This window comes from Streptomyces sp. SID5785 (genome assembly GCF_009870065.1).
Lineage (GTDB): Bacteria > Actinomycetota > Actinomycetes > Streptomycetales > Streptomycetaceae > Streptomyces.
Window position 1 is genome coordinate 1 of record NZ_WWIA01000396.1, and the last position, 23,790, is coordinate 23,790.

Consider the following 23,790-nt stretch of genomic DNA (forward strand, 5'->3'; position numbering starts at 1 on the left):
GGCTTCTCGCGCAGTTCCCCGCGCCCCTGAAATGCAGGCGCTACGCGCCGCATTTCCCCGATGAAGGCTGGGCGGCGCAGCCGTCCGCCTTCAGGGGCGCGGGGAACTGCGCGACCAGCCCCCACCGGGCCCGCACCCGGCGACGAGACCTACGCGAAGACCACGGTGCGCCGTCCGTTCAGGAGAATGCGCCGCTCCGCATGCCACTTGACGGCCCGCGCCAGCGCCTGGCACTCGACGTCCCGCCCGATCGCGACCAGCTGATCCGGCGTCACGTCGTGCCCGACCCGCTCGACCTCCTGCTCGATGATCGGCCCCTCGTCGAGGTCGGCGGTCACGTAGTGCGCGGTCGCCCCGATGAGCTTGACGCCCCGCGCGTGCGCCTGGTGGTACGGCTTGGCGCCCTTGAAGCTCGGCAGGAACGAGTGGTGGATGTTGATGATCCGCCCGGAGAGCTGCTTGCACAGGTCGTCGGAGAGCACCTGCATGTAGCGGGCGAGGACGACGAGCTCGACGCCCTCCGCACGCACCAGCTCGAGCAGCTCCGCCTCGGCCTCGGCCTTGGTGTCCTTCGTCACGGGGATGTGCCGGAAGGGCACGTCGTAGGAGGCGACGAGCTCGGCGAACTCGGTGTGGTTGGAGACGACCGCCGCGATGTCGACGGGCAGCGCCCCGATCCGCGCCCGGAACAGCAGGTCGTTCAGGCAGTGCCCGAACTTGCTGACCATCAGGACGACCTTCATCCGGTCCGAGGCCCGGTGGATCTGCCAGTCCATCCGGAACGAGTCGCCGATCGCGGCGAAGCTCGCGCGCAGCTTGTCCACGGTGACCGGGGTGTCCGCGCTGAAGTGCACCCGCATGAAGAACAGACCCGTGTCGTGGTCACCGAACTGCTGGCTGTCCTCGATGTTGCAGCCGGTCATGAACAGATAGCTCGACACGGCGTGCACGATGCCCTGCTTGTCCGGGCAGGAGAGGGTGAGGACGTACTGGTCGGGGCCGGAAACAGGTGCGGGCGCGTTCATGCGCCAAGAATCGCACAACGCCGTCCCGCGCCGGGCCGCCGTTCCGCGGACCGGACCGCGTGCCGGGTCCCGCGCCCCGCTACGCCGCGCGCGTCATGATCCGCAGTACTTCCAGGGTCTGCGGCGCGGCGTCCGGGTCCTCGGCGTCGCCCGTGGCGAGCCGCACGTGCGCGTCGCGGGCCGCGCGCACGGCCTCGTCCCACGCCGGGTGGTCGAGGTAGGCGGAGACGGGCGCGTCCGGGCCGACCTGGTGCATGATCCGCAGCACGCGCAGCACCGCGGAGTCGACGAGGGCGGCCTCCTGCGAGTCCCGGAAGATCGTCCCGACGTACTTCTCGGCGGACCAGTTGTCGAGCCAGGTGTCCTCGACCAGGCGGTACACGGCGTCGGTGACGTCCCCGTACCCCTCCACCCCCGCGAGCCAGACGTTCCGCTGGAATCCGGGGTCCGAGAGCATGTGCAGCGCGGAGCGCACATTGCTGCGCCAGCGCCACCACGGCATGTCGTTGAGTGGCATGCCGCCCATTTTCGTGGAGCGACGGCCGCGGCGGGAAGACTTCTCCGAGCTTTGCACGGTCATCGATCGTACGTCCCGGCCCCCCGGCCCTCCCCCGGCCCCCGTAATTCACCTCCGTGTCACCGGGCGTTGACCGCAGGTCACCGGGTGGTTAGGGATACGCGGGAATCGTGCAGAGCCATGACCGGCCGGCGCCACACCTCCATCAAGCGCACCTTCTCCGCACTCTCCGCACTCTCGGCAGTCGTCACGGGCAGCGCCCTGATCGCCGGTTGCGGTCTGATCCCTGGAGCCACGGGGGGCTCCGGGGACCGGACCGTGACGGTGATGACGTGGGCGCCCGAGAAGACCGACGCGACGAACATGCCCGGCATGCCCGCCATGGCGCGGGCCTACGCCCGCTGGATCAATGCCCACGGGGGCATCGGCGGCCGCACGCTCCGGGTCCTGACCTGCAACGACCACAACGACAGCGTGGGCGCCGCGAAGTGCGCGCGCTCCGCCGCCGACCAGGGCGCCGTCGCCGTCGTCGGCTCCTACAGCCAGCACGGCCGCGCGTTCCTGTCCCCCCTGGAGTCCGCCGGCATCCCGTACATAGGCGGCTACGGGGCGACCGACTCCGAGTTCACCAGCCCGCTGTCCTACCCGGTCAACGGCGGCCAGGCCGCGCTGCTCGCCGGGAACGGCCGGCAGCTCGCCGACCACTGCTCCCGCACCGTCCTCGTCCGCCCCGACACGATCGCGGGCGACGAGCTGGTGCCGCTGCTCGACGCGGGGCTCGCCGCCCGCTCCCGGGCCGGTGTCACCGACCTGCGCGCCGCCGAGGACGCCACCGACTACGCGGGCAAGGCCCAGGAGGCGCTCGGGACCGCCACCACCGCCGGGACCGCCGACGCGGGCTGTGTCGCGGCCGTCCTCGGCGACCGGACGAACACGTTCTTCGACTCGTTCCGCAGGCTGCGCGAGGACTACCCGGCGGTGCGCACGGCGACCGTCCTCGGCAGCATCGACCAGTCCACGATCAACCGCACCGGCGGCGCGGCCAGCCCGTACGAGGGCGCCTACGTGACCGGCTGGTACCCGGCGGCGGACGACGCGCGCTGGGGCCGGATGAAGAAGGCCATCACGGAGACGGCCTTCGACGACAACCGGATCGACCCCGCGGACGCGGGCGTGCAGACCACGTGGATCGCCTACGAGGTGCTGCGCCAGGTCGTCGCCTCGCTCGGCGACGGCGAGGTGACGGCCCGCCGGGTCAGTTCCGCGCTCGACGACGGCCTGGAGGTCACCACCGGCGGGCTGACCCCGCCGCTGCGCTGGGGCTACGACCACATGTCCGACGCGGGCGACTTCCCGCGCCTGGTCAACGCGCGGGTCACCTTCCAGCGGGTGGAGCGGGGCCGTCTGGTGGCGACCCGGAAGACGGCGGTCGACATGACGGAGACCCTCGCGAAGGCCTCCTGAACGGCGCGGCCCCGGCGCGGATCCGGCGGGACCCGGCGCGGGCCGGGTCCGGGAGCAGCGTCTAGAGCTGGATCGCCGAGCGCTGGGTCAGCCCGTACTTGCCCGCGATCGCGTTCCACAGCTTCGAGGCCTGCGCCTTCTGCGTCGAGGCCGTGCCGCTGGCCCGGTCGCCCGCGTGCCGCTGCGAGGTCGCCCTGGCGCGCCCCTTCTTGCAGACGTTCTTTCCGGCGGCCTGGTCGCCCCAGGCCGCGTAGTGGCTGTCGGCCGACGCGGACGCCTTCCAGGCGCTGGTCAGCGCGGACTTGAGCGCCGCGTTCTGCGGGAGCTTGTCGACGGACAGGCCGTTCAGCCGCGTCACCAGGGCGTTGCGCTGGGTCGCCGCGGAGCGCAGGTCCTTGGAGGACTGCGGCAGCGCCTTGCACGCACCGATGTTGGCGACGGCGCGCACGACGGACTCCCGGCTGTTGTTGGAGTCGGCGAGCAGCTTGTCGAGCGCCACGGCCTGCTCACGGGCCGGGTCCGCGCTCGCCGACGGCTCGGCCGGCGCGGACGAGGAGTCGGAGACCGTCTTCGTCTTGTCCGCCTTCGTGTCGTCGTCGGAGCCGCCGCCGAGCAGGGCGCCCGCGCCGATGCCGACGACGAGCAGACCGACGCCGACCGCCGCGATCAGCGGCACCTTGGACCCGGTGCGGGCCTTGCGCCGGGACGGCTCCGGCTCGTACGTCTCCTCGTACTGCGGGACGCCGGGCTGCTGCGGCGGGTTCTGCTGCGCGTGCGGGTCGAACCGCGGCATCTGCTGCGTGGAGGCGGCCGCGCCCTCGGGCTGGGTCCGGAAGAGGGCGTCGAACTCGGCCGGCGGCCGGCGGTCCCCGGGCGCGCCCGGACGGACGCCGTAGCCCTGGTCCTGCGACTCGGCCGGGACCGGGGGTATGTACTGGGTCGCCTCGCTGTCCGCGGTGCCCGCGGGCATGCCGCCGGGCACCGCGTCGGGCAGCGCGCCCGGCATCGGCTGTCCCACGGCGCGGCCCAGGAACTGCGTGGCGTCGGCCGCGGGCTGCTCGGGCGGCAGCGGGGCGGCGCCCTGCTGCTGGGCGGCGACCGGCGGGATGTACTGCGTGGCGTCGCCGTCGTACCCGGCACCGGCCGCGACGGCGGGCGGCAGCGGCGCACCCTGCGCGTGCGGCGGGAGCGGCTGTCCCTGCCGGTGCTGGTCCAGCGGGTACGCCTGCGGCTGCTGCCCGTGCTGCCCGTGCTGGGCCTGCGGGAGCGGCTGCGGCTGCGGCTGCTGCCCGTGCGGGGCCTGCGGGAGCGGCTGTGCGTGCTGCGGCTGGTCCAGCTGGTACGCCTGCGGCTGCTGGGGCACCTGATAGGACCCGGCCCCCGGCTGCTGCGGGATGTGGTGGCCCTGCTGCTGCGGCGGCAGCGCCCCCGGCCCGTCCGGCAGCGGAGCCGGGCCCGGCTGCTGCTGCGGCCCGCCCCACTCGTAGGAGGGCATCGGGCCCGCGTTCTGCGCCTGCTGCGACTCGGGTCCCCAGGGCTGGCCCCAGGGCGTGGCGCCCGCGGGACCGGCCTGGTCACCGTACGTGCCCGGCAACAGGGGCTCCGAGCCGTCGGCGGGCAGCACGACACCTTCGTGCGCCTGTCGGGCCTGCGGAGGGTGCGGGCCTTCGCCCTGCCCGCTCTGTCCGCTGTGCTGCGTCACCGGGACTCCTACGTATGGGGGACCTTCGGAATCGTCGGCTCACGCTACCGGGTCCTCGCACGCCCGTGCTACGCAGCTCAAAACCCCGGAGCCTCCCCCGTGACGGGAGTAACAAAACTCGTCCCGGCGACGCTGATGCAGAATCACCTCCCTTCCTGGGTGTGACCTACGCCGCCTGCAGCTCCACCCGCGCCCCGAACTCCCGCACCACCGGCTCCTCTCGGTACGGCTCCAGCCGCTCCTTGAAGTCCTCCAGATAGTCCGCGCCCCGGTTCGAGCGCAGCGTGCCGAGCAGTTCGGCGGCCCGAAGTCCCGTGTGGCAGGCCTGTTCCACCTCGCGCTGCTGCACCTGGGCCGTCGCGAGGAGCACCAGACCGATCGCGCGCCGCCTGGCCCGCGACTGCGGATGCCCGTCCAACGCCTCGCGCGCACACCGCTCCGCGTCCCGCGCCTGGCCCAGGTCCCGGTGACAGTGCGCCAGTTCGTCGGCGAGATAGGCGGGCCCGAAGTGCGCGATCCAGGCCGCGTCGTCCCCGGACCCGGCGTGCGCCTCGGCCTGCTCCATCGCGGCGACCGCGCGGCCCATGACGGACTGCGCCGACCGCGCGTCCCCGAGCAGTGCGTGACCGCGCGCCTCGGCGGCGTGGAACATCGCCTCCGCGCGCGGGGTGACGCGCCCGCGCGCCCCCTCCTGAGCCGCGCGGGCGAGCTGGGCGATCTCCCGCGGATTGCCGAGCTGGGCGGCCAGATGACTCATCGACGCGGCGAGCACGTACCCGCCGTAGCCGCGGTCACCGGACGCCTGGGCGAGCCGCAGGGACTGGATGTAGTACCGCTGGGCGAGCCCCGGCTGACCGGTGTCCACGGCCATGTACCCGGCGAGCTCGGTCAACCGGGCGACGGCCGCGAACAGTTCGCGCCCCACCGCCTCCCGGTACGAGCCCGCGAGCAGCCCGCTCACCACACTGTTCAGGTAGTGCACCACCACCGGCCGCACGTGCCCCGAGCCGTACTGGTGGTCCAGGTCCTTCAGCGCCTGCGTCATCGCCCGCACCGCCGCCACGTCCGAGGCCCCGACCCGGGGCCCCGCCGTCCGCGCCACCTGCGAGTCCGGTACGGAGATCAGCCAGTCCCTGCTGGGCTCCACGAGCGCCGACGCGGCCACGGCCGAACCGGACAGGAAGTCCCTGCGCCCCACGTCGCTGCGCCACAGCTCACACACCTGCTCGATGGCGCCGAGCACGGTCGGGGAGAACTGCAGCCCCACGCCGGAGGCCAGGTTCTTCCCGTTGGCCATGCCGATCTCGTCGATCGTGACCGTGCGGCCCAGCTTGCGGCCCAGCGCCTCCGCGATGATGCCCGGCGCCCGGCCGCGCGGCTGCTGGCCGCGCAGCCAGCGGGCCACGGACGTCTTGTCGTAGCGCAGGTCGAGGCCGTGCTCGGACCCGCACATGTTGACCCGGCGGGCCAGGCCCGCGTTCGAACAGCCCGCCTCCTGGATGAGCGCCTGCAGCCGTTCGTTGGGCTGTCGCGCGACGAGAGGCCGTGCGGCCATGACGTAACCCCCTGCTGTGCCCGTCCCGGTGGCCGGCTGCGCGGATCACAACCGGACGTGGAATGACTGCCCTGCACGAAAAGGAAGATGCGCCACAATCGGGTGCATCTCCGGGTGTTCCCGGTCAAAAGCTGCGTCCGGCCGCGTTCCCGCCCTCGCCGCCCCGCCGCCGTTCCCCTCATCGCTACCCGCGGGACGCGGCCGCCCCGCCCGCGCGCCCCCGGCCGTGCACCGATGCGCCCCACATGCGGGAACGATGCTCCTGACCCACCCGTACGTGCCCCCGTAACCCCAGCTGACGGCGGGAGTTGAGAACGTCGTGGAAGAGACCATCACCGGCACCTCGGACGTCACCTCACCCGTCACCGCCACCGGGCAGATCCCGCAGCAGCGCGGCGACACGATCCCGGACGCCGCCGTGCGCTACGCGGAAGAGCGCCACTGGGACGTGTTCCCCGGCACCTGGCTGGAGTCCGGGGACGGGGTGCAGCGCTGCTCGTGCGGCGACGCCGCCTGCCCCGCACCCGGCGCCCACCCCGCACGGCCGGACTGGGCGACCCAGGCCACCGGCAGCGCGACCGGCGCGCGCCGCCTGTGGGCGAAGCAGCCCACCGCCTCGGTCCTTCTTCCCACCGGCCGCACCTTCGACGCGATCGACGTCCCGGAGACCGCCGGGTTCCTCGCGCTCGCCCGCATGGAGCGCATGGAGATCACCCTCGGCCCCGTCACCTGCACCCCCGACCGCCGCATGCAGTTCTTCGTCCTGCCCGGCGCCGGGGCCAAGGTCCCCGACCTCGTCCGCAGGCTCGGCTGGCCGCCCGCCTCGCTCGACCTCGTCACCCTCGGCGAGGGCCAGTACGTCGCCGCGCCGCCGACCCGCTTCGGCAGCCGCGGGGCCGTCCAGTGGGCCTGCCACCCCACCGCCGCGAACCGCTGGCTGCCCGACGCCGAGGAGCTCGTCTCCCCGCTCGCCTACTCCTGCGGGCGCGAGGGCCGCCGCGCGTAACCCGGTCCGGCGCCGCCGTGTGCCCCGCCGCCGAGGCGTCCGGCCGACGTATCGTGCCCAGACGCACGACGACGACGCCGAAGAAGGGCGGGCACCGGTGACCGACACAGCCGTGGACGCGGCCGTACGCGTACACGACCTCTGGAAATCGTTCGGACAGCAGACGGCGGTCGCCGGTATCGAACTCGCCCTGCCCGCAGGCCGGTTCATCGGCCTCGTCGGGCCCAACGGCGCGGGCAAGACCACCACCCTCTCCATGGTCACCGGCCTCCTGCGGCCCGACCGCGGCACCGTGCACGTCGCCGGGCACGACGTCTGGGCCGACCCCGCCGAGGTCAAGGCCCGTATCGGCGTCCTGCCCGAGGGACTGCGCCTGTTCGAGCGCCTCTCCGGGCGCGAACTCCTCGCCTACACCGGCCGACTGCGCGGACTGCCCGGCGCCGAGGTCGACCGTCGGGCCGCCCAGCTCCTCGACGTCCTCGACCTCACCGGCTCCCAGCACAAGCTCGTCGTCGACTACTCGACCGGCATGCGCAAGAAGATCGGCCTGGCCGCGGCCCTCCTCCACAACCCCGAAGTCCTCTTCCTGGACGAGCCGTTCGAGGGCGTCGACCCCGTCTCGGCGCAGACCATCCGCGGCGTCCTCGAACGCTTCACCCGCTCCGGCGCCACCGTCGTCTTCTCCTCCCACGTCATGGAACTCGTCGAGTCCCTCTGCGACTGGGTCGCCGTGCTCGCCGCCGGACAGATCCGCGCCCAGGGCCCCCTGCCCGACGTCGTCGGCGACGCCGGATCCCTCCAGGAGGCCTTCCTGAAACTCGTCGGCGCCACCGGGGACCGGCCGGACGGCTCGCTCGACTGGCTCGGCGGAGGCGGCACCCGGTGACCGGGACCCTCGTCGCCCTCAAATGGGCCCTCCTGCGCAACGGGCTGCGCCAGTCCGCCGGACGCCGCGCCGCCTACGTGGTCTCGGCGCTCGTGTCCCTCCTGTTCGCCGCCCTCGTCCTGCTCGGCCTGGTCCTTCTGCACGGCAACCGGCACGCCACCACCGTCACCGTCGTCCTCACCGCCCTGCTCGCGCTCGGCTGGGCCGTCTTCCCGCTCTTCTTCCCCAGCGGCGACGAGACCCTCGACCCCACCCGGCTCGTGATGCTGCCGCTGCGCCCCGACCCGCTCGTACGGGGCCTGCTCGTCGCCTCCCTCGTCGGGATCGGCCCCCTCTTCACGCTCTGCCTCACCGCCGGTTCGGCCTACGCCGTCGGACACGGCGCCGCGTCCGCGCTCGTCGCCCTGGCCGCCGTCCCGCTCGCCGTCCTCGTCTGCGTCGCCCTCGCCCGCGCCGTGGCCGCCGCCAACACCCGCCTGCTCACCAGCCGCAAGGGCCGCGACCTCGCCGTCCTCAGCGGCCTCGTCATCGCGATCGGCGCCCAGCTCGTCAACTTCGGCGCCCAGCGGCTCGGCCGCGCCGGCGGCCTCGGCGCCCTCGACCCCACCGCCGACGTCCTGCGCTGGGTACCCCCCGCGTCCGCGATCGGATCCGTGGAGGCCGCAGGACGCGGCGCGTACGGCACCGCCGCCGCGCAGCTCGCCCTGACCGCCGCGGCGCTCGCCGCTCTCGTCACCGTGTGGCGGCGCGCCCTGACCCGCCTCATGACCAGCCCGGACGGCTCCACGCTCCAGGCCGCCGAACCCACCCGGCGCGGCCGCCGCACCGGCAGCGGACCCCGGCTGCTGCCCGCCGGCCGCACCGGCACCGTCATGGAACGCAGCCTGCGCTACGTGTGGCGCGACCCCAAGACCAAGGCCGCCTGGATCACGTCCCTGGCCATCGGCCTCATCGTCCCGGTCCTCAACGCCGTCCAGGGCACCGGATCCGCCTACTTCGCCTGCTTCGCCTCGGGCATGCTCGGCATCCAGATGTACAACCAGTTCGGCCAGGACACCTCCGCCTTCTGGACGGTCGCCCTCACCATCGCCTCACCGCGCGACGCGTACGCCGAACTGCGCGCCCGCGCCCTCGCCCTGCTCGTGATCACCCTGCCGTACGCGACCCTCGTCACCGCCCTGACGACCGCGCTGCTCGGCGCCTGGCGGGACCTGCCCGAGGTGCTCGGCCTCTCCTTCGCCCTGCTCGGCGCGATGCTGGCCACCGGCGCGTGGACCTCGGCCCGGTTCCCCTACTCGATCCCGCAGGAGGGCTACAAGAACGTCGCCCCCGGCCAGGCCGGACTCGCCTGGATCTCCATCTTCGGCGGCATGGTGGCGGCGGCCGTCCTGTGCGCCCCGGTCCTGGCCCTCACCATCGCGCTGCACGCGACCGGCCACCCCGGCCTGACCTGGCTGCTGCTCCCGGTCGGCGCGGCCTACGGCGCCGTCGTCACCCTGCTCGGCCTGCGCCTCGCGGCGCCGCGCACGGCGGCCCGGCTGCCGGAGATCCTCACGGCGGTGAGCAAGGGCTGAGCCGCGGACAGGGCCCGCACACGCAGACGACCCGCGAGCCGTGGTTCCTCCCGTACGAGACGGTCGGAAGCCGGCCGGACGTACCGGCGGCTCGCGGGTCGGGCGACTGCTTGGGAATAGGGCCGGCTGCGCGCGTGCACACGCGCTGGTCCGGCGCCGAATTCGAGTTGCGACGACGGGCCGCTAGCCCGCAGTCACCTCACGCGTCCGGTATTCATACATCTGCCGAACCACCTCCCTTCTCGTGTACGCCCCACCTTAAGGACCGCTCTGCACACCATCAACCGAATTTCCCGCACCGCGAAGTCGACCGAGTTGAGCGAACCCCCTGTGGGACCGGTCACGTTCGAGTTGAATGATCTGGAGCAGTACGAGGTCTGCATGCGACACGCAGCGCCGACACAGCCTGCAGGGGGTGCCAGGTGAGTGCATCACGGCGTAGTGGGGCCACCGACGCGCTCGGGCCCGAGGACGAGCCCGCGCGGGACGGGGCCGATCTTCTGGCCGCGTTGCTGGACGGGATGGACGCCGCGCTGTGCGCGTTCGACTCCGAGGGCGTCGTCACGCACTGGAACCGCGAGGCCGAGCGGATACTCGGCTGGTCCGCCGCGGAGGCCGTGGGGCGGGCCGGGTTCGCGGGGTGGGCGGTGCGCAGCGCCGACGCGGAGGAGGTGCGCGCACGCCTGCTGTCCGCGATGCGGGCCCCGGGGCGGCAGGTGCACGAGTTCGCGCTGGTGACGAAGGACGGCCGGCGGGTGCTCGTACGGACGCAGTCGGCCGCGGTGCGCGGGGCCGACGGGGAGCCTGCGGGGGTGTACTGCGCGTTCAGCGAGGTGCACGCGCAGATCGATCTGGAGCGGTCGATCGCGCTGAGCGAGGCCCTGTTCGAGGACGCGGCGTGGGGTGTCGTGCTGGTCGACGCCGATCTGCGGCCGGCGCTGGTGAACGCGCACGCGGCGAAGGCGCTGGGGTCGGGGCGCACGGCGGTGCTCGGGCGGCCCCTCGGTGACCTGGTGGCGCAGGGCGTGGAGGAGCTGGAGAGCGCGCTGGCGCACGTGCTGGCCGAGGGGGCGCCGCCGGCCCCGGCCGAGGTGTGGGTGACGGTGCGGTCGGCGGAGGGCGAGCCGGAGCGGCGGTGCTGGCGCAGCGGGTTCGTGCGGCTGTCGTCGCCGCTGGCGGAGGAGCCGGTGCCGCTCGGGGTGGCGTGGCTGTTCGAGGACGTGACCGAGGCGCGGCGCACGGAGCAGGAGGCGGCGACGCTGCGGTTCCGCGCCCAGCAGCTGCACCGGGCGGCGCGGGCCGCGGCGGAGTGCGAGGACCCGGGCGAGGCGGCGTCGACGCATCTGGACTTCGCGCTGGCCGGGTTCGCCGATCACGCGGTCCTCGATCTGGTGGCGGGGCCGGACGGGGAGGAGCCGGTGCGGCTGGTGCGGGCGGCGGGGACGCCGTCCGGGGCGCCGGGGCCGAGTCTGCTGGTGACGCGCGGGGCGCTGCCGGTGCGGTACGCGGCGGGGCATCCGGCGTTGCAGTGCGCGGAGCGGGCCGGTTCGGTGCGGGCGCAGGCGCCGGAGGGGGCGGGGGCGCAGTGGGCGGAGTCGCGGCAGTGGCCGGAGGGGGCGGTGTTCGCGTTGTGCGCGGTGCTGCGCAGCCGGGGCCGGACGCTCGGTGTCGTGACGTTTCTGCGCGGGTCGGGCCGGTCCCGGTTCGAGCGCGGGGACGCGGTGTACGCGGAGAGCGTGGCGGTGCGGATCGCGGCGGCCGTGGATCTGGCGCTCACCAGCGCCGGTCAGTGCCGGTGAGCGCTGATCGGCGCCGGTCGGTGCCGGTAGGCGCTGGTCAGTGCTGGTAGAAGATGCGGTCCTTGTACTGGTCGAAGACCTTGGCGTTCCAGTCGTGGCCGCCGTCCACGTTGCCCGAGCGCAGGAGCGGGGGCTGGATGCCGCGGTCGGCGAGGGACTCGGCGCACGTGGCGAGCATGGACTGCATGAGGGCGCTGGTGGTGACCGTGGAGGCGGAGGCGAACGGCGCGGCGACGCCGTCGTGGGTGAGCTCGGCGTCCCCGACGGCGATCTTGGAGTCGAGGACGACGTCGCAGTGGTCGCGCAGGTAGGTGCCCGAGGCGTGCCGGGACGCGGGGGCGTCGGGCCCGGTGGCGTAGGCGAGCGAGGTGACGCCGATGACCCGGAGGCCGAGGGCGCGGGCGTTCATCGCCATCTCGACGGGCAGCGCGTTGCGCCCGGAGAGGGAGATGATCACGAGGGCGTCGCCGGCCCGGGCGGGGCTGGAGTCGAGGACGGCGGCGGCCAGTCCGTCGACCCGCTCGAGGGCGGAGCCGAGGGTGGCGGGCATGACGTCGACGCCGACGGCCCCGGGGACGGCCAGCAGGTTCATCAGGGCGAGGCTGCCGGCGCGGTAGACGACGTCCTGCGCGGCGAGCGAGGAGTGTCCGGCGCCGAAGGCGAAGAGGCGGCCGCCCGCGACGACGGTGTCGGCGAGCAGGGTGCCGGCGGCGGCGACCGGGCCGGCTTCCTCGTCGCGGATCCGCTGCAGCAGGCCGATCGCCGTGTCGAGGTACTGCGCGGCCAGCTTGCTCTCGCTCATCGGCGTAACCCCTCGGGTCCCTGACGCGTCGTCCCTCCGCGCCGTCGCGGATGGCGTCTGTCGCGGATCACCGTGCGGTCTGGACCAGTGCTGTGTCAATACGGCACGGGAGGGGCGGGCGGGCCCCGAGGGCCGGGATCGGGTACGGTCCCGGCCCGGTCCTGGGCGCTGTTTCCCCGGCGCGGCACGGTTGTCAGCGGTATGCGTCAGAATTGACGGCAGGGCCAGCGCACGCGCTCGGCGGGACGCCGACAGAGCGGCCGCGGAGCTAGAGAGCTACACGAGGGGCACGTATGTCCGGACTGATCGACACCACGGAGATGTACCTCCGCACCATCCTCGAGCTGGAGGAGGAAGGTGTGGTCCCCATGCGCGCCCGGATCGCCGAGCGGCTCGACCAGAGCGGTCCCACGGTGAGCCAGACCGTGGCGCGCATGGAGCGGGACGGTCTGGTCGCCGTGGCCGCCGACCGGCACCTGGAGCTGACCGACGAGGGCCGCCGGCTGGCGACGCGCGTGATGCGCAAGCACCGCCTCGCCGAGTGTCTGCTGGTCGACGTGATCGGCCTGGAGTGGGAGCAGGTGCACGCGGAGGCCTGCCGGTGGGAGCACGTGATGAGCGAGGCCGTGGAGCGCCGCGTCCTCGAGCTGCTGCGGCACCCGACGGAGTCGCCGTACGGGAACCCGATCCCGGGCCTGGAGGAGCTGGGCGAGAAGGACGGGGCGGACCCGTTCCTGGACGAGGGCATGGTCTCGCTCGCGGATCTGGAGCCGGGTGCGGACGGCAAGACGGTGGTCGTGCGCCGGATCGGTGAGCCGATCCAGACGGACGCCCAGCTGATGTACACGCTGCGGCGGGCGGGCGTGCAGCCCGGTTCGGTGGTCAGCGTGACGCAGTCGCCGGGCGGCGTCCTGGTGGGCAGCAGCGGTGAGGCCGCCGAGCTGGAGGCGGAGACCGCGTCGCACGTGTTCGTGGCGAAGCGCTGAGCGCGGCGCACGGGGCGCTCTCGGGGTCCCGTGGCGGGCTCCGGCGCGCAGAAAGCCGGATTCAGTGTGCGGAATCGCAGCGGTCGGGCGTTTTGCGTGCCACGCTGTCGCGTGAGCCTGAGGACCGGGGCCCGGACACCGGGGCCTGAGACCGGAGGGGGGCCAGCATGGAGCGGCCGTGCGGCGTGCTGTCGACAGAGGGCCCCGGCGCCTTGCGGCGCCGGGGCCTGTCCTCCCCTGTTCCGACCCGGAGCCCCGAGCTCCCAGGGTCGTCCCCCTCGGACCGTTTTCCCCGAGCGGTCCGCCTCCCGCTGAAGAGATCCCCTCGGCGGCGCCGGTCATTCCTTGAGCGCCGTCACTCAAACGAGGGGTGTTATCGCAAGGCAGCACGCTTTCGAATGCAAGTTCGATAGCTTGCGCGGACCAGCGACTGCAGGCGCGACCACAAGGGGGTGCCAGGGCCTATGGCACGACGCATCGACGTGACCGGAGCGGGCGGCGTCCGGCTGGCCGCCTGGGAGTTCGCCGACCCGCCCAAGACGGGCGAGGCCGGCCAGGCTCCGGGCGTGCTGTTACTGCACGGCCTGATGGGCCGGGCGTCCCATTGGGCGGGCACGGCACGCTGGCTCGCCGAGCGGCGCCGCGCCGTCGCTCTCGACCAGCGCGGGCACGGCCGGAGCGACAAGCCCGACCAGGGCCCCTTCGACCGCGAGGCCTACGTGCTCGACGCGGAGGCCGCGCTGGAGAGCCTCGGACTCGGCCCCGCGGTGGTCGTCGGGCACTCGATGGGCGCGCTGACCGCGTGGCAGCTGGCCGCGCGCCGCCCCGACCTGGTCAGCGGCCTCGTCATCTGCGACATGCGGGCCTCGGCCCTGGGAGCCGCGTCCCAGCGGGAGTGGGAGGACTGGTTCGGGTCCTGGCCGCTGCCGTTCGCGACGCTCGGCGACGTACGGAAGTGGTTCGGCGAGGACGACCCGTGGGTGGAGCGGCCCAACCCGGCCCGCGGGGAGTTCTACGCCGAGGTGATGACCGAGCGGGAGGACGGCTGGCGGCCGGTCTTCTCGCGCCGGCACATGCTGGCGGCCCGCTCGACGTGGGTACGGGACGCGCACTGGGAGGAGCTGGCGGCGGTGCAGTGCCCGGCCCTGGTGGTGCGGGGGCTCGACGGGGAGCTGGGGCGGGCGGAGGCCCAGGAGATGGTGCGGGTGCTGCCGCGGGGGGTGTACGCGGAGGTGGCCGACGCGGGGCATCTCGTCCACTACGACCAGCCGGTCGGGTGGCGTGAGGTGGTCGAGCCGTTCCTGGACGGGGTCCTGGCCGGACGGTAGCGGGCCTCTTCCCGAAGGGTCAGGGGCTGAGGCGTTCGATGCGCCAGGCCTTTGGGGTCCGGACGTACCGGAGGCGGTCGTGCAGGCGGTTCTCCCGGCCCTGCCAGAACTCGACGGACTCGGGCGCCACCCGGAACCCGCCCCAGTGCGGCGGCACGGGCACCTCGGAGCCGGGCGGATGACGCCGCAGCAGCTCCGCGTACTGCGCGTCGAGCTCCTCCCGGGACGCGATCACGGACGACTGCGCGCTGGCCCACGCCCCGAGCTGCGACCCGTGCGGCCGCGAGCGGAAGTAGGCCGCGGTCTCCTCGCGCGAGGTGCGCACCGCGGTGCCCGAGACGTGCACCTGACGGCTCATCGGGTGCCAGGGGAAGAGCAGCGCGACCTGCGGGTTGGCCGCGATGTCCTGTGCCTTGCGGGAGCCGTAGTTGGTGTAGAAGACGAAGCCGGCGGCGTCGAAGGACTTCAGGAGCACGGTGCGCGACGCGGGCCGGCCGGACGGGTCGGCGGTGGCGACGACCATGGCGTTGGGCTCGGCGAGCGGCGAGCCGGGCCGCGCCGCCTGTGCGAACCACCGCCCGAACTGCCGCATCGGGTCCGGGGCCAGGTCGGACTCCAGCAGGCCGCCGTCCCGGGGGCGGTACTGCTCCCGCATCGCGGCGATGTCCGGGTCGAGGTCGTCATGCGCGCTCACGGCGTCATCCTCCCGCACCGGGCGGCCCGTTCGGACCCGGAGTGAGACGTGGCACTGAGTGCCGCGAACTCTCGCCAAGTGTGGCACCGAGGGTTATGGTCCAGTGACCGGACGGGACGGGGTGACCGCCTCCCGTACCGGGCATCACGGCACCAGGCACGCCATGCCGCTGGACCCTCTTCCGTCGCATCCGAAGGAGCCGCCCGATGTCCGACTTCGACCCTGGCTTCACACCCGGTCTCGAAGGCGTCGTCGCGTTCGAGACCGAGATCGCCGAACCGGACAAGGAGGGCGGCGCCCTGCGCTACCGGGGCGTCGACATCGAGGACCTGGTCGGCCACGTCTCGTTCGGGAACGTGTGGGGGCTGCTGGTCGACGGGGCCTTCGACCCGGGGCTGCCGCCCGCGGAGCCGTTCCCGATCCCCGTCCACTCCGGTGACGTCCGCGTCGACGTGCAGTCCGCGCTCGCGATGCTCGCGCCCGTGTGGGGCCTGAAGCCGCTGCTCGACATCGACGAGCGGCGCGCCCGCGACGACCTCGCGCGCGCCGCCGTCATGGCCCTGTCGTACGTGGCCCAGTCGGCCCGCGGCCAGGCGCGGCCGATGGTGCCGCAGAGCGAGATCGACAAGGCCGAGTCGGTCGTCGAGCGGTTCATGATCCGCTGGCGCGGGGAGCCCGACCCCAAGCACGTCGCGGCCGTCGACGCGTACTGGACCTCGGCCGCCGAACACGGCATGAACGCCTCGACGTTCACCGCCCGGGTCATCGCCTCCACCGGCGCCGACGTGGCCGCCGCCCTGTCGGGTGCGGTCGGCGCGATGTCCGGCCCGCTGCACGGCGGCGCCCCCTCGCGCGTCCTCGGCATGATCGAGGAGATCGAGCGGACCGGCGACGCCGAGGCGTTCGTGCGCCGGGCGCTGGACCGGGGCGAGCGGCTGATGGGCTTCGGGCACCGGGTCTACCGGGCCGAGGACCCGCGCGCCCGGGTGCTGCGGCGCACGGCCCGCGAGCTGGGCGCCCCGCGCTTCGAGGTGGCCGAGGCGCTGGAGAAGGCCGCGCTGGCGGAACTGCACGCGCGCCGGCCCGACCGGGTGCTGGCGACGAACGTGGAGTTCTGGGCGGCGATCGTGCTGGACTTCGCCGAGGTGCCCGCGCCCATGTTCACGTCGATGTTCACGTGTGCCCGCACCGCCGGATGGAGCGCGCACATCCTGGAGCAGAAGCGCACGGGCCGCCTGGTGCGCCCCTCGGCCCGCTACGTGGGCCCGGGCAGCCGCCCGCCGCAGGACGTCGCGGGACACGCCGGCATCGCCCACTGACGGCCCCGGCGCCCGGCGCCGCCGGCGGTCCGCGCGGGCCGGGTACTCCAGTCAGGGGCCCGGGCGCGCGCCACACCGGCGGATGTCCGGCCCGCTCGGGGCGCAGGCCCTACGTTGAGCGTGCGCGGCAGGGACCGACCGGGCGAGTGCGACCGCCCGGCGCGGGTTCACCCCTTGCCGCGCGGCCACGTGACGACGGCCCGTCCCCGGAGTGTTCCGGGGGCGGGCCGTTCGGCTGCGCGGGGGCGGTTCAGGCGCCGGGCTGCGGCGGGGTCGCGCTCCGCTGGGCGGAGAGGATGTCGCGGGCCTGGTCGGAGGCGCGCACCAGGCTCTCGGACACGTAGTCGAGGAAGCGCGCGATGTTCTCGAGGCGGGCGCCGGCCTGGCTGTCGGCGCCGAGGATGCCGGTGCCCTGACGGGCCGTCACGGCGATCTCGGCGGTGGACCGGGCGCTGGCCATCATCGACTGGTACCAGACGTCGTCGTCGATCGAGTACCGGTCGCGGCGCCGCTCGTCGCGGTCGCGGCGCACGAGGTCCTGCGACTCCAGGAACGCGACGGCCTTGGAGATGGACGCCGGGCTGACCTGGAGGCGCTGCACGAGCTCGCCCGCGGTCAGGCTGCCGGACTCGCTGGTGAGCAGGGCGGACATCACCCGGGCCATCATGCGGGGCGTGCCCGAGGCCATGAAGACGGTGGTCAGCGTCTCCTCGTAGGCGCGCACGGCCTCGTCGCCGGGGCCCTGGCCGGCCGCCGCTCCGGCTGACCCGGCGGGCCTGCGGCGGGCGGCGCGGTGGCCGGTGGCGCGCTGGGCGAGGTCGGCGCGGTAGCCGGTGGGGCCGCCGTTGCGCATGACCTCGCGGGTGACGGTCGAGGTCGGCCGCTCCAGACGGCGGGCGATCTCCGCGTAGGCGAGGCCGTCGCCCAGCCCCTGTGCGATCTGCTGTCGTTCCTGCTGGGTGAGCCTGCCGCCCGGCATCGCGCCTCCCGCTTCTCGGTCCCGGTGGTGTCCGCCGGGCCACCTTAGCGTTCACCGTCATTCCATTGCAACGCAACGCTGCACGCACGTTGCATTCCTGTCAGAACCATTGCAATGAATTCCCCACATCAACCTGCGGTTACCGGGTTTTGACGCAACAAGTGCGTTGCCAACCCCGTGAATGCAACGTAGCGTTTTCGATGTCAGAAAGAACGCAGCGAGGCCGCGGCGGACGACCGGGGCCACCACAGAGGAGTGAGCACCATGCAGAAGTTCGCGACCACCGCCCCCGTCGCCGCCTCCCTCTCCGTGCCCGCCGGCCGCATCCAGCTCATCGCCGCCGACCGCACCGACGCCACCGTCGACGTCCGCCCGGCCGACCCGAAGAACAAGCGGGACGTCAGGGCCGCCGAGGAGATGCTGGTCAGCTACGCGGACGGGACCCTGCGCATCACCGACCCCGCCCCGAAGAACCGGGCGTTCGGACCCTCCGGCTCCGTCGAGGTCACCGTCCAGCTCCCGGCAGGATCGCCGGTCACGGTGGAGGCGGCCGACGCCGAACTGCGCGGGGTCGGACGGCTGGGCGACGTCGCCCTCGAGGCGGCCCGCGCCGCCGTCAAGCTCGACGAGACCAGCGCCGCCCGCATCACCGTCGCCGCCGGCGACATCACCCTCGGCCGGCTCACCGGCCCGGCCCGGGTGCGGACCCGGATGGGCGACATCACCGTCACCGACGCCGCCCGCGGCGACCTGGACCTGGAGACCGCGAAGGGCGACATCACCGTCGCCACCGCGCCGGGCACCGACGCCACGCTCGACGCCGGCACCTCCTACGGCCGCGTCGCCAACTCCCTGACGTACAGCGGCGGCACCCCCGCCGTCACCGTCCGCGCCACCACCGCGTACGGCGACATCACCGCCCGCAGCAACTGACCCCCGTCACCCACGAAGGAGCGAACTGACATGACCAGCCTGGCCATCTCGGCGACCGGACTGCGCAAGGCCTACGGGGAGAAGACCGTGCTCGACGGCGTCGACCTGGCCGTCGAGGAAGGAACGATCTTCTCCCTGCTCGGCCCCAACGGCGCCGGCAAGACCACCGTCGTCAAGATCCTCTCCACCCTCGTCTCCGCAGGACCGGGCAGCGGCCCGATCCGCATCGGCGGCCACGACCTCGCCGGCGCACCGCAGTCGGTGCGCGCCGCGATCGGCGTCACCGGACAGTTCTCCGCGGTCGACGGCCTGATCACCGGCGAGGAGAACATGCTCCTCATGGCCGACCTGCAGCACCTCTCGCGCAGCGAGGGGCGCCGCGTCACCGGCGAACTCCTGGAGCGCTTCGACCTCACGGACGCGGCGAAGAAGCCCGCGTCCACCTACTCCGGCGGCATGAAGCGCCGCCTCGACATCGCCATGACGCTGGTCGGCGACCCCCGCATCATCTTCCTGGACGAGCCCACCACCGGCCTCGACCCGCGCTCCCGGCACACCATGTGGGGCATCATCCGCGAACTCGTCGACGGCGGCGTCACCGTCCTGCTCACCACCCAGTACCTCGAGGAGGCCGACGAACTCGCCGACCGCATCGCGGTCCTGCACGACGGGAAGATCGCCGCCGAGGGCACCGCGGCCGAGCTCAAGCGCATCGTCCCCGGCGGGCACGTCCGGCTCCGCTTCACCGACCCGGGCACGTACCGCACCGCCGTCTCCGCGCTGAACGGCGCGGCGGCCGACGACGAGTCCCTGTCCCTGCAGATCCCCAGCGACGGCAGCCAGCGCGCCCTGCGCGGCATCCTCGACCGGCTCGACACGGCCGGCGTCGAGGCCGACGAACTGACCGTGCACACCCCCGACCTCGACGACGTCTTCTTCGCCCTCACCGGCGGCAGCGCCGGCATCCCCGCCCCGACCACGCCGCAGACCCAGACCCAGGAGGCCTGACATGAGCTCGCTGTCCCTCGCCGTGCGTGACTCCTCGACGATGCTGCGCCGCAACCTCCTGCACGCCCGGCGCTACCCGTCGCTCACCCTGAACCTGCTGCTGACGCCGGTCATGCTGCTCCTGCTGTTCGTCTACATCTTCGGCGACACCATGAGCGGCGGCGCCGGCCGCGACGCCTACATCTCCTACATCGTGCCGGGCATCCTGCTCATGACGATCGGCTCGACCACGATCGGCACCGCGGTCTCCGTCTCCAACGACATGACCGAGGGCATCATCGCCCGCTTCCGCACCATGGCCATCCACCGTCCCTCCGTCCTCGTCGGGCACGTCATCGGCAGCGTCCTGCAGTCGGTGGCCAGCGTGGTCCTCGTCGGCGCGGTCGGCGCGGCCATCGGCTTCCGCTCCACCGACGCGAACGTCCTGGAATGGCTCGCCGCCTTCGGCCTGATCGCCCTGTTCGCCCTCGCGCTCACCTGGATCGCGGTCGGCATGGGCCTCATCAGCCCGAACGCGGAAGCGGCCAGCAACAACGCGATGCCGCTGATCCTGCTGCCGCTGCTGTCCAGCGCGTTCGTGCCGCTCCACTCGATGCCGGGCTGGTTCCGGCCGATCGCCGAGTACCAGCCGTTCACGCCGGCCATCGAGACCCTGCGCGGACTGCTCCTCGGCACCGGGATCGGGCACAACGGCTGGCTCGCCGTCGGCTGGTGCGTCGGCCTCACGGTCCTCGGCTACTTCTGGGCCACCGCCAAGTTCCAGGCGGACCCGGAGTGAGGGACCGTGTCCGCCGGCCCGGGCCGCACGTTAGAAGGGCATGATCACACCTCGACGCGCTCTCACCGCCGCCCTGCTCGCCGTCGGAGCCGGGGCCCTGGCCGCCCCGGCGGCCCAGGCGGCCCCGATCACCGGCGGCGAGCCCATCTCCCCCATCGCCACCCTCGACCACGTCTCCACCCTGGGGATCCCGGCCGAGCACCGGGGCGAGCTGCCCACCGCGGGACAGCAGCTGGGCGGGCTCAACCAGCTGAACCAGCTCCACCAGCTCACCGACCTCGCGGCCCCGGTCACCAACGCGGTCCCCGCGGTCGGCTGACCGTTCCACTCGCACAGCAGCAAACGCTCCACGGCACGACAGAGGGGCAGCCGCACCACAGCGGCTGCCCCTCAGGTGTGTCCGTACGCGGAACGTCAGTGGTTCGCGACGCCGTTGCCCGACAGGACCGGGATGTCGTCCAGGACGTGCGACAGCGGCTCGTCGCCCTTGGCCTGGGTGGAGTTCTCGGTGCACTGCTGGTTCTGCGGCGAGGACAGGACGTTGACGTCCTGGACGGCGACCGGCACCAGGCCGACGAGCGAGCCCACGTTGGCCTTGGCCGGCAGACCGATGCAGGGCTTGTTCAGCGAGCCCTGGACCAGACCCAGCTGGGGGCTCATGTCGCCCTCGGTCATCGAGTTGCCGAAGGCCTGCTCGGCGCCGTTGCCGCTCAGCGACGTCGTGCCGCCGTCGTCACCGATCGCCATGGCCTGCGGGGCGGCCACCGCTGCCAGGCCGGCGACGGACGCCGCGATCGTGGCGGATGCCCACAGCTTCTTCATGTTGCTTCCCTTCAGAACGAGTGAACCCCGATTGAGGGGCTCGGGCTGAACAACTGGCAGGCGCTGCGGTGGTTGCGCCCGGGAACCCGTTCGGCCTATCACCGTTCGAACGGACCGGCCGTCATGCGCAGGCCAGTGTGTCGCCGTGGACGATCGTCTGGACCGTCATCTGCGGCGGGTCGAGCGGCCGGGTGTCCGAGTCCGCGGGCGTCAGCGCCCGGTCCTCGCGCAGCGTGCCGAACATCGCGGCGGCCCGCGGCCCGTCCCAGCGCAGCGTGGACCCGACGCCCTCCACGACGTGGTTGAACCCGGCGATCGGCACGGTCCCGAACTCCGTACGGGACAGCGGCACCTGACGCAGATCGCGGGCGAGCGACAGCAGGTCGCCGGGGGTGAACCCCTGGTCGACCCGCGCCTGCGGGCCGAGCGCCGTCGAGACGAACTCCAGGGCGCGCCGCGGGTCGCCGAGCACGTCGCGCAGGGAGTCGCTGCGCAGCGCGTTGACGAGGAAGCGGTGCTGGCGCTGGATGCGGCCGAGGTCGGCGCTGTTGTCGACGTGCCGCGACCGCACGTACTGGAGCGCGGGACCGCCGGCCAGGTGGTGCCGGCCCGGGGCGAGGTCGAGGTGCGTTGCCGAGTCGGTGAGCTGCCGGGACGTGCACACGTCGACTCCGTCGAGCGCGTCGACGGAGTCCATGAACCGACGGAAGTCGAGCTGCAGGAAATGGTCGACCCGCAGTCCGGTCATGGATTCCACGGTCCGCACGGCGAGCGCCGGACCGCCTTCCTTGTAGGCGGCGTTGAGTTTCGCGGGATGCGTGGTGTCCGCGTCGGCGCCGGACCCGGGAATGTCCGCGTACGAGTCGCGGGGCAGACTCACGACGCTGATCCGGTCGTGGTCCCGCGAGACGTGGACGAGCATCATCACGTCACTGCAGCCGCAGGCCGCGCCGCCCGCGTGGAACGTCTCCTTCTCGGTGCGGGAGATGGTGTCGCGGCCGTCGGTGCCCATCAGCAGGACGTTCGTGCCCGGACCGGCGGCGGGCCGGTCGGTCAGGCCGCCGAAGACGTCTACGCGGCTCGGCAGGGCCGCCGCCACGGGCCCGGCCGCGGCCCCGCCGAAGGCCAGCAGGCCGAGGGCGAGCGCCCCGCACGCCAGGGTGACGCGCCCGCCGCGCCGTTTTGCTTTCCGCTCGTGCTGCTTCATCGCCGCTCCACCGGAGAAAGGAATGGAATGAGCGACGAGGGTAGGCCTCTTCGTATTTCCTTACGTGAATGTCACGCCGTACGAAGAAAAGGCAACCCTTTTGCCTTGCCTCGCGATTGGAAAAGGCCGCCCCGGAGGTAAGGGGACGGGGACGGAAACAGCCGTCGGAGAGCACGAGGCACTGACATGCCAGAATCGCACGAACGCTGGAGGCACCGGGCGCTGATCCCGCCCAGCCGTCCGCCGTCGGACACGGCGGGCGACGAGCCGGTCTTCGCCCGGCTGATGGCGGAGTGGCGCGCCCGCGGCAGGACCCTGCCGAGCCGCTACGACGAGGAGTGGCGCCGGATCGCCGGCCGCGACTGCTGGCCGGACTCCGGGTCCTGAGCCCCGCGGGAGAAACGACGTCGGGCCGCCGGAGAACCGGCGGCCCGACCTGATCGGCGCGTGATCAGTTGTTGCCGGCACCGTTGCCGGACAGGACCGGGATGTCGTCCAGGACGTGCGACAGCGGCTCGTCGCCCTTGGCCTGGGTGGAGTTCTCGGTGCACTGCTGGTTCTGCGGCGAGGACAGGACCGGGATGTCCTGGACCGAGACCGGCACGACGCCGACGAGGGAACCGACGTTGGCCTTCGCGGGCAGCGCGATGCAGGGCTTGTTCAGCGAGCCCTGGATGAGCGCCATCTGCGGGCTCATGTTGCCGTACGTGGCCGAGTTGCCGTAGGCCTGCGTGGCGTCGTTGCCGGACAGCGACGTGGTACCGCCGTCGTTGCCGATGGCCAGGGCCGACGGGGCGGCCGCGGCCGACATACCGATGACCGACGCGGTGAGGGCCGCAGCGGCGGCCGCCTTCTTCATCATGATGAAAGGTTCCCCTTCATTCGCTTTGCTGGGAGGCACCTGGATCAACTCCGCTGCGTGCGATCGGTTGTCGTGGTTCACCCGGACGGGGCCCTTCGCTCAGGTTTGCGGCAGCGATCGCAGTACGACGGATACCGGCATTCGAGTGAACCGGCAGAACTTGTCGGCACCCCACAGAGTTGTCCCGTTCGCAGCAACCGGTGCCTGTCGAAAAAAGGAACAGAAGAATGCTCAAGAAGGTTATGGCCACGGCCGCGGTCGCCGTCTCCGTCGTCGGCGTGTCCGCCGCGGGTGCGACGCAGGCCCTCGCGCTGGGTGACGACGGCGGCACCACGTCGCTGAGCGGCAACGGCGCCTCGCAGGCCTTCGGCAACTCGATGACCGAAGGCGACATGAGCCCGCAGCTCGGCCTGGTCCAGGGCTCGCTCAACAAGCCCTGTGTCGGCCTCCCGGTCAAGGGCAACGTCGGCTCGCTCGTCGGTGTCGTGCCGGTCGCGGTCCAGGACATCAACGTCCTGTCCTCGCCGCAGAACCAGCAGTGCAC

The 23,790-nt window shown here is 73.1% G+C and carries 24 protein-coding genes; 14 read left to right on the top strand and 10 right to left on the bottom strand.

What is annotated here, in order from left to right; genetic code table 11:
• Nucleotides 1-149: 149 nt before the first annotated feature.
• The gene (gene purU, locus GTW43_RS12995) at nt 150-1,025 is read right to left on the bottom strand and encodes a formyltetrahydrofolate deformylase (RefSeq protein ID WP_161301817.1); all 876 of its coding nucleotides are present in this window, start codon (nt 1,023-1,025) and stop codon (nt 150-152) included.
• 79 nt (nt 1,026-1,104) lie between these two features.
• Complete coding sequence (locus GTW43_RS13000; RefSeq protein WP_161301818.1) at nt 1,105-1,605, bottom strand: hypothetical protein; 501 nt, start codon at nt 1,603-1,605, stop codon at nt 1,105-1,107.
• A 117-nt stretch (nt 1,606-1,722) separates the two neighbouring features.
• Between GTW43_RS13000 and GTW43_RS13005 the strand changes: the two genes are divergently transcribed.
• Entirely contained in the window at nt 1,723-3,006 is a 1,284-nt protein-coding gene (locus GTW43_RS13005) for an ABC transporter substrate-binding protein (RefSeq protein WP_161301819.1), read from the top strand.
• Nucleotides 3,007-3,067: 61 nt separating this feature from the next.
• Here GTW43_RS13005 and GTW43_RS13010 read toward each other — a convergent pair whose 3' ends face one another.
• Entirely contained in the window at nt 3,068-4,708 is a 1,641-nt protein-coding gene (locus GTW43_RS13010; RefSeq protein ID WP_161301820.1) for a hypothetical protein, read from the bottom strand.
• Between the two features lie 166 nt (nt 4,709-4,874).
• Nucleotides 4,875-6,263, bottom strand: a complete 1,389-nt coding sequence (locus tag GTW43_RS13015; RefSeq protein WP_161301821.1) for a transcriptional regulator — start codon at nt 6,261-6,263, stop codon at nt 4,875-4,877.
• A 319-nt stretch (nt 6,264-6,582) separates the two neighbouring features.
• Here GTW43_RS13015 and GTW43_RS13020 point away from each other — a divergent pair, with 319 nt between their 5' ends.
• The 4 genes from GTW43_RS13020 to GTW43_RS13035 all read left to right on the top strand — a co-directional run bounded on the left by GTW43_RS13020 (nt 6,583) and on the right by GTW43_RS13035 (nt 11,528).
• Nucleotides 6,583-7,269, top strand: coding sequence for a bifunctional DNA primase/polymerase (locus tag GTW43_RS13020; RefSeq protein ID WP_343245988.1), 687 nt, complete (start codon nt 6,583-6,585; stop codon nt 7,267-7,269).
• Nucleotides 7,270-7,366: 97 nt separating this feature from the next.
• Entirely contained in the window at nt 7,367-8,155 is a 789-nt protein-coding gene (locus GTW43_RS13025; RefSeq protein ID WP_161301822.1) for an ABC transporter ATP-binding protein, read from the top strand.
• Nucleotides 8,152-9,729 (top strand): transporter, encoded by a 1,578-nt coding sequence (locus tag GTW43_RS13030; protein WP_343245989.1) that lies wholly within the window; start codon nt 8,152-8,154, stop codon nt 9,727-9,729. Before GTW43_RS13025 ends, GTW43_RS13030 begins: the two co-directional genes overlap by 4 nt.
• Nucleotides 9,730-10,151: 422 nt before the next feature.
• A complete protein-coding gene (locus tag GTW43_RS13035; RefSeq protein WP_161301823.1) occupies nt 10,152-11,528 on the top strand; it encodes a PAS domain-containing protein in 1,377 nt (458 codons plus the stop codon).
• 37 nt (nt 11,529-11,565) lie between these two features.
• Here GTW43_RS13035 and GTW43_RS13040 read toward each other — a convergent pair whose 3' ends face one another.
• The gene (locus GTW43_RS13040; RefSeq protein ID WP_161301824.1) at nt 11,566-12,330 is read right to left on the bottom strand and encodes an SIS domain-containing protein; all 765 of its coding nucleotides are present in this window, start codon (nt 12,328-12,330) and stop codon (nt 11,566-11,568) included.
• A 293-nt stretch (nt 12,331-12,623) separates the two neighbouring features.
• On the opposite strand from GTW43_RS13040, the gene GTW43_RS13045 reads away from it, so the two are divergent.
• Nucleotides 12,624-13,316, top strand: a complete 693-nt coding sequence (locus GTW43_RS13045) for a metal-dependent transcriptional regulator (RefSeq protein WP_161301825.1) — start codon at nt 12,624-12,626, stop codon at nt 13,314-13,316.
• A 464-nt stretch (nt 13,317-13,780) separates the two neighbouring features.
• Entirely contained in the window at nt 13,781-14,644 is an 864-nt protein-coding gene (locus GTW43_RS13050) for an alpha/beta hydrolase (protein WP_161301826.1), read from the top strand.
• 19 nt (nt 14,645-14,663) lie between these two features.
• Here GTW43_RS13050 and pdxH read toward each other — a convergent pair whose 3' ends face one another.
• Nucleotides 14,664-15,299, bottom strand: a complete 636-nt coding sequence (gene pdxH, locus GTW43_RS13055; protein ID WP_161301839.1) for a pyridoxamine 5'-phosphate oxidase — start codon at nt 15,297-15,299, stop codon at nt 14,664-14,666.
• 245 nt (nt 15,300-15,544) lie between these two features.
• On the opposite strand from pdxH, the gene GTW43_RS13060 reads away from it, so the two are divergent.
• Nucleotides 15,545-16,657 (top strand): citrate synthase 2, encoded by a 1,113-nt coding sequence (locus GTW43_RS13060; RefSeq protein ID WP_161301827.1) that lies wholly within the window; start codon nt 15,545-15,547, stop codon nt 16,655-16,657.
• Between the two features lie 250 nt (nt 16,658-16,907).
• Here GTW43_RS13060 and GTW43_RS13065 read toward each other — a convergent pair whose 3' ends face one another.
• The gene (locus GTW43_RS13065; RefSeq protein WP_161301828.1) at nt 16,908-17,636 is read right to left on the bottom strand and encodes a helix-turn-helix domain-containing protein; all 729 of its coding nucleotides are present in this window, start codon (nt 17,634-17,636) and stop codon (nt 16,908-16,910) included.
• A 264-nt stretch (nt 17,637-17,900) separates the two neighbouring features.
• On the opposite strand from GTW43_RS13065, the gene GTW43_RS13070 reads away from it, so the two are divergent.
• Genes GTW43_RS13070 through GTW43_RS13085 form a run of 4 tightly spaced genes read left to right on the top strand, consistent with a single transcriptional unit; the run spans nt 17,901 to nt 20,674 of the window.
• Nucleotides 17,901-18,569, top strand: a complete 669-nt coding sequence (locus GTW43_RS13070; protein WP_161301829.1) for a DUF4097 family beta strand repeat-containing protein — start codon at nt 17,901-17,903, stop codon at nt 18,567-18,569.
• 30 nt (nt 18,570-18,599) lie between these two features.
• Entirely contained in the window at nt 18,600-19,577 is a 978-nt protein-coding gene (locus GTW43_RS13075) for an ATP-binding cassette domain-containing protein (RefSeq protein ID WP_161301830.1), read from the top strand.
• Nucleotide 19,578: 1 nt separating this feature from the next.
• Complete coding sequence (locus tag GTW43_RS13080; protein WP_161301831.1) at nt 19,579-20,355, top strand: ABC transporter permease; 777 nt, start codon at nt 19,579-19,581, stop codon at nt 20,353-20,355.
• A 40-nt stretch (nt 20,356-20,395) separates the two neighbouring features.
• The gene (locus GTW43_RS13085; protein ID WP_161301832.1) at nt 20,396-20,674 is read left to right on the top strand and encodes a hypothetical protein; all 279 of its coding nucleotides are present in this window, start codon (nt 20,396-20,398) and stop codon (nt 20,672-20,674) included.
• 95 nt (nt 20,675-20,769) lie between these two features.
• On the opposite strand, the gene GTW43_RS13090 is transcribed toward GTW43_RS13085, so the two are convergent.
• On the bottom strand, nt 20,770-21,177 hold the full coding sequence (locus GTW43_RS13090; protein WP_161301833.1) for a rodlin: 408 nt from the start codon (nt 21,175-21,177) through the stop codon (nt 20,770-20,772).
• 121 nt (nt 21,178-21,298) lie between these two features.
• Nucleotides 21,299-22,384, bottom strand: a complete 1,086-nt coding sequence (locus GTW43_RS13095) for an LCP family protein (RefSeq protein ID WP_161301834.1) — start codon at nt 22,382-22,384, stop codon at nt 21,299-21,301.
• Nucleotides 22,385-22,570: 186 nt separating this feature from the next.
• Between GTW43_RS13095 and GTW43_RS37500 the strand changes: the two genes are divergently transcribed.
• On the top strand, nt 22,571-22,771 hold the full coding sequence (locus GTW43_RS37500; RefSeq protein WP_202501387.1) for a hypothetical protein: 201 nt from the start codon (nt 22,571-22,573) through the stop codon (nt 22,769-22,771).
• Between the two features lie 64 nt (nt 22,772-22,835).
• Here GTW43_RS37500 and GTW43_RS13100 read toward each other — a convergent pair whose 3' ends face one another.
• A complete protein-coding gene (locus GTW43_RS13100; protein WP_161301835.1) occupies nt 22,836-23,246 on the bottom strand; it encodes a rodlin in 411 nt (136 codons plus the stop codon).
• A gap of 227 nt (nt 23,247-23,473) precedes the next feature.
• On the opposite strand from GTW43_RS13100, the gene GTW43_RS13105 reads away from it, so the two are divergent.
• On the top strand, nt 23,474-23,790 hold a 317-nt coding region (locus GTW43_RS13105; protein ID WP_161301836.1), incomplete at its 3' end, for a rodlin.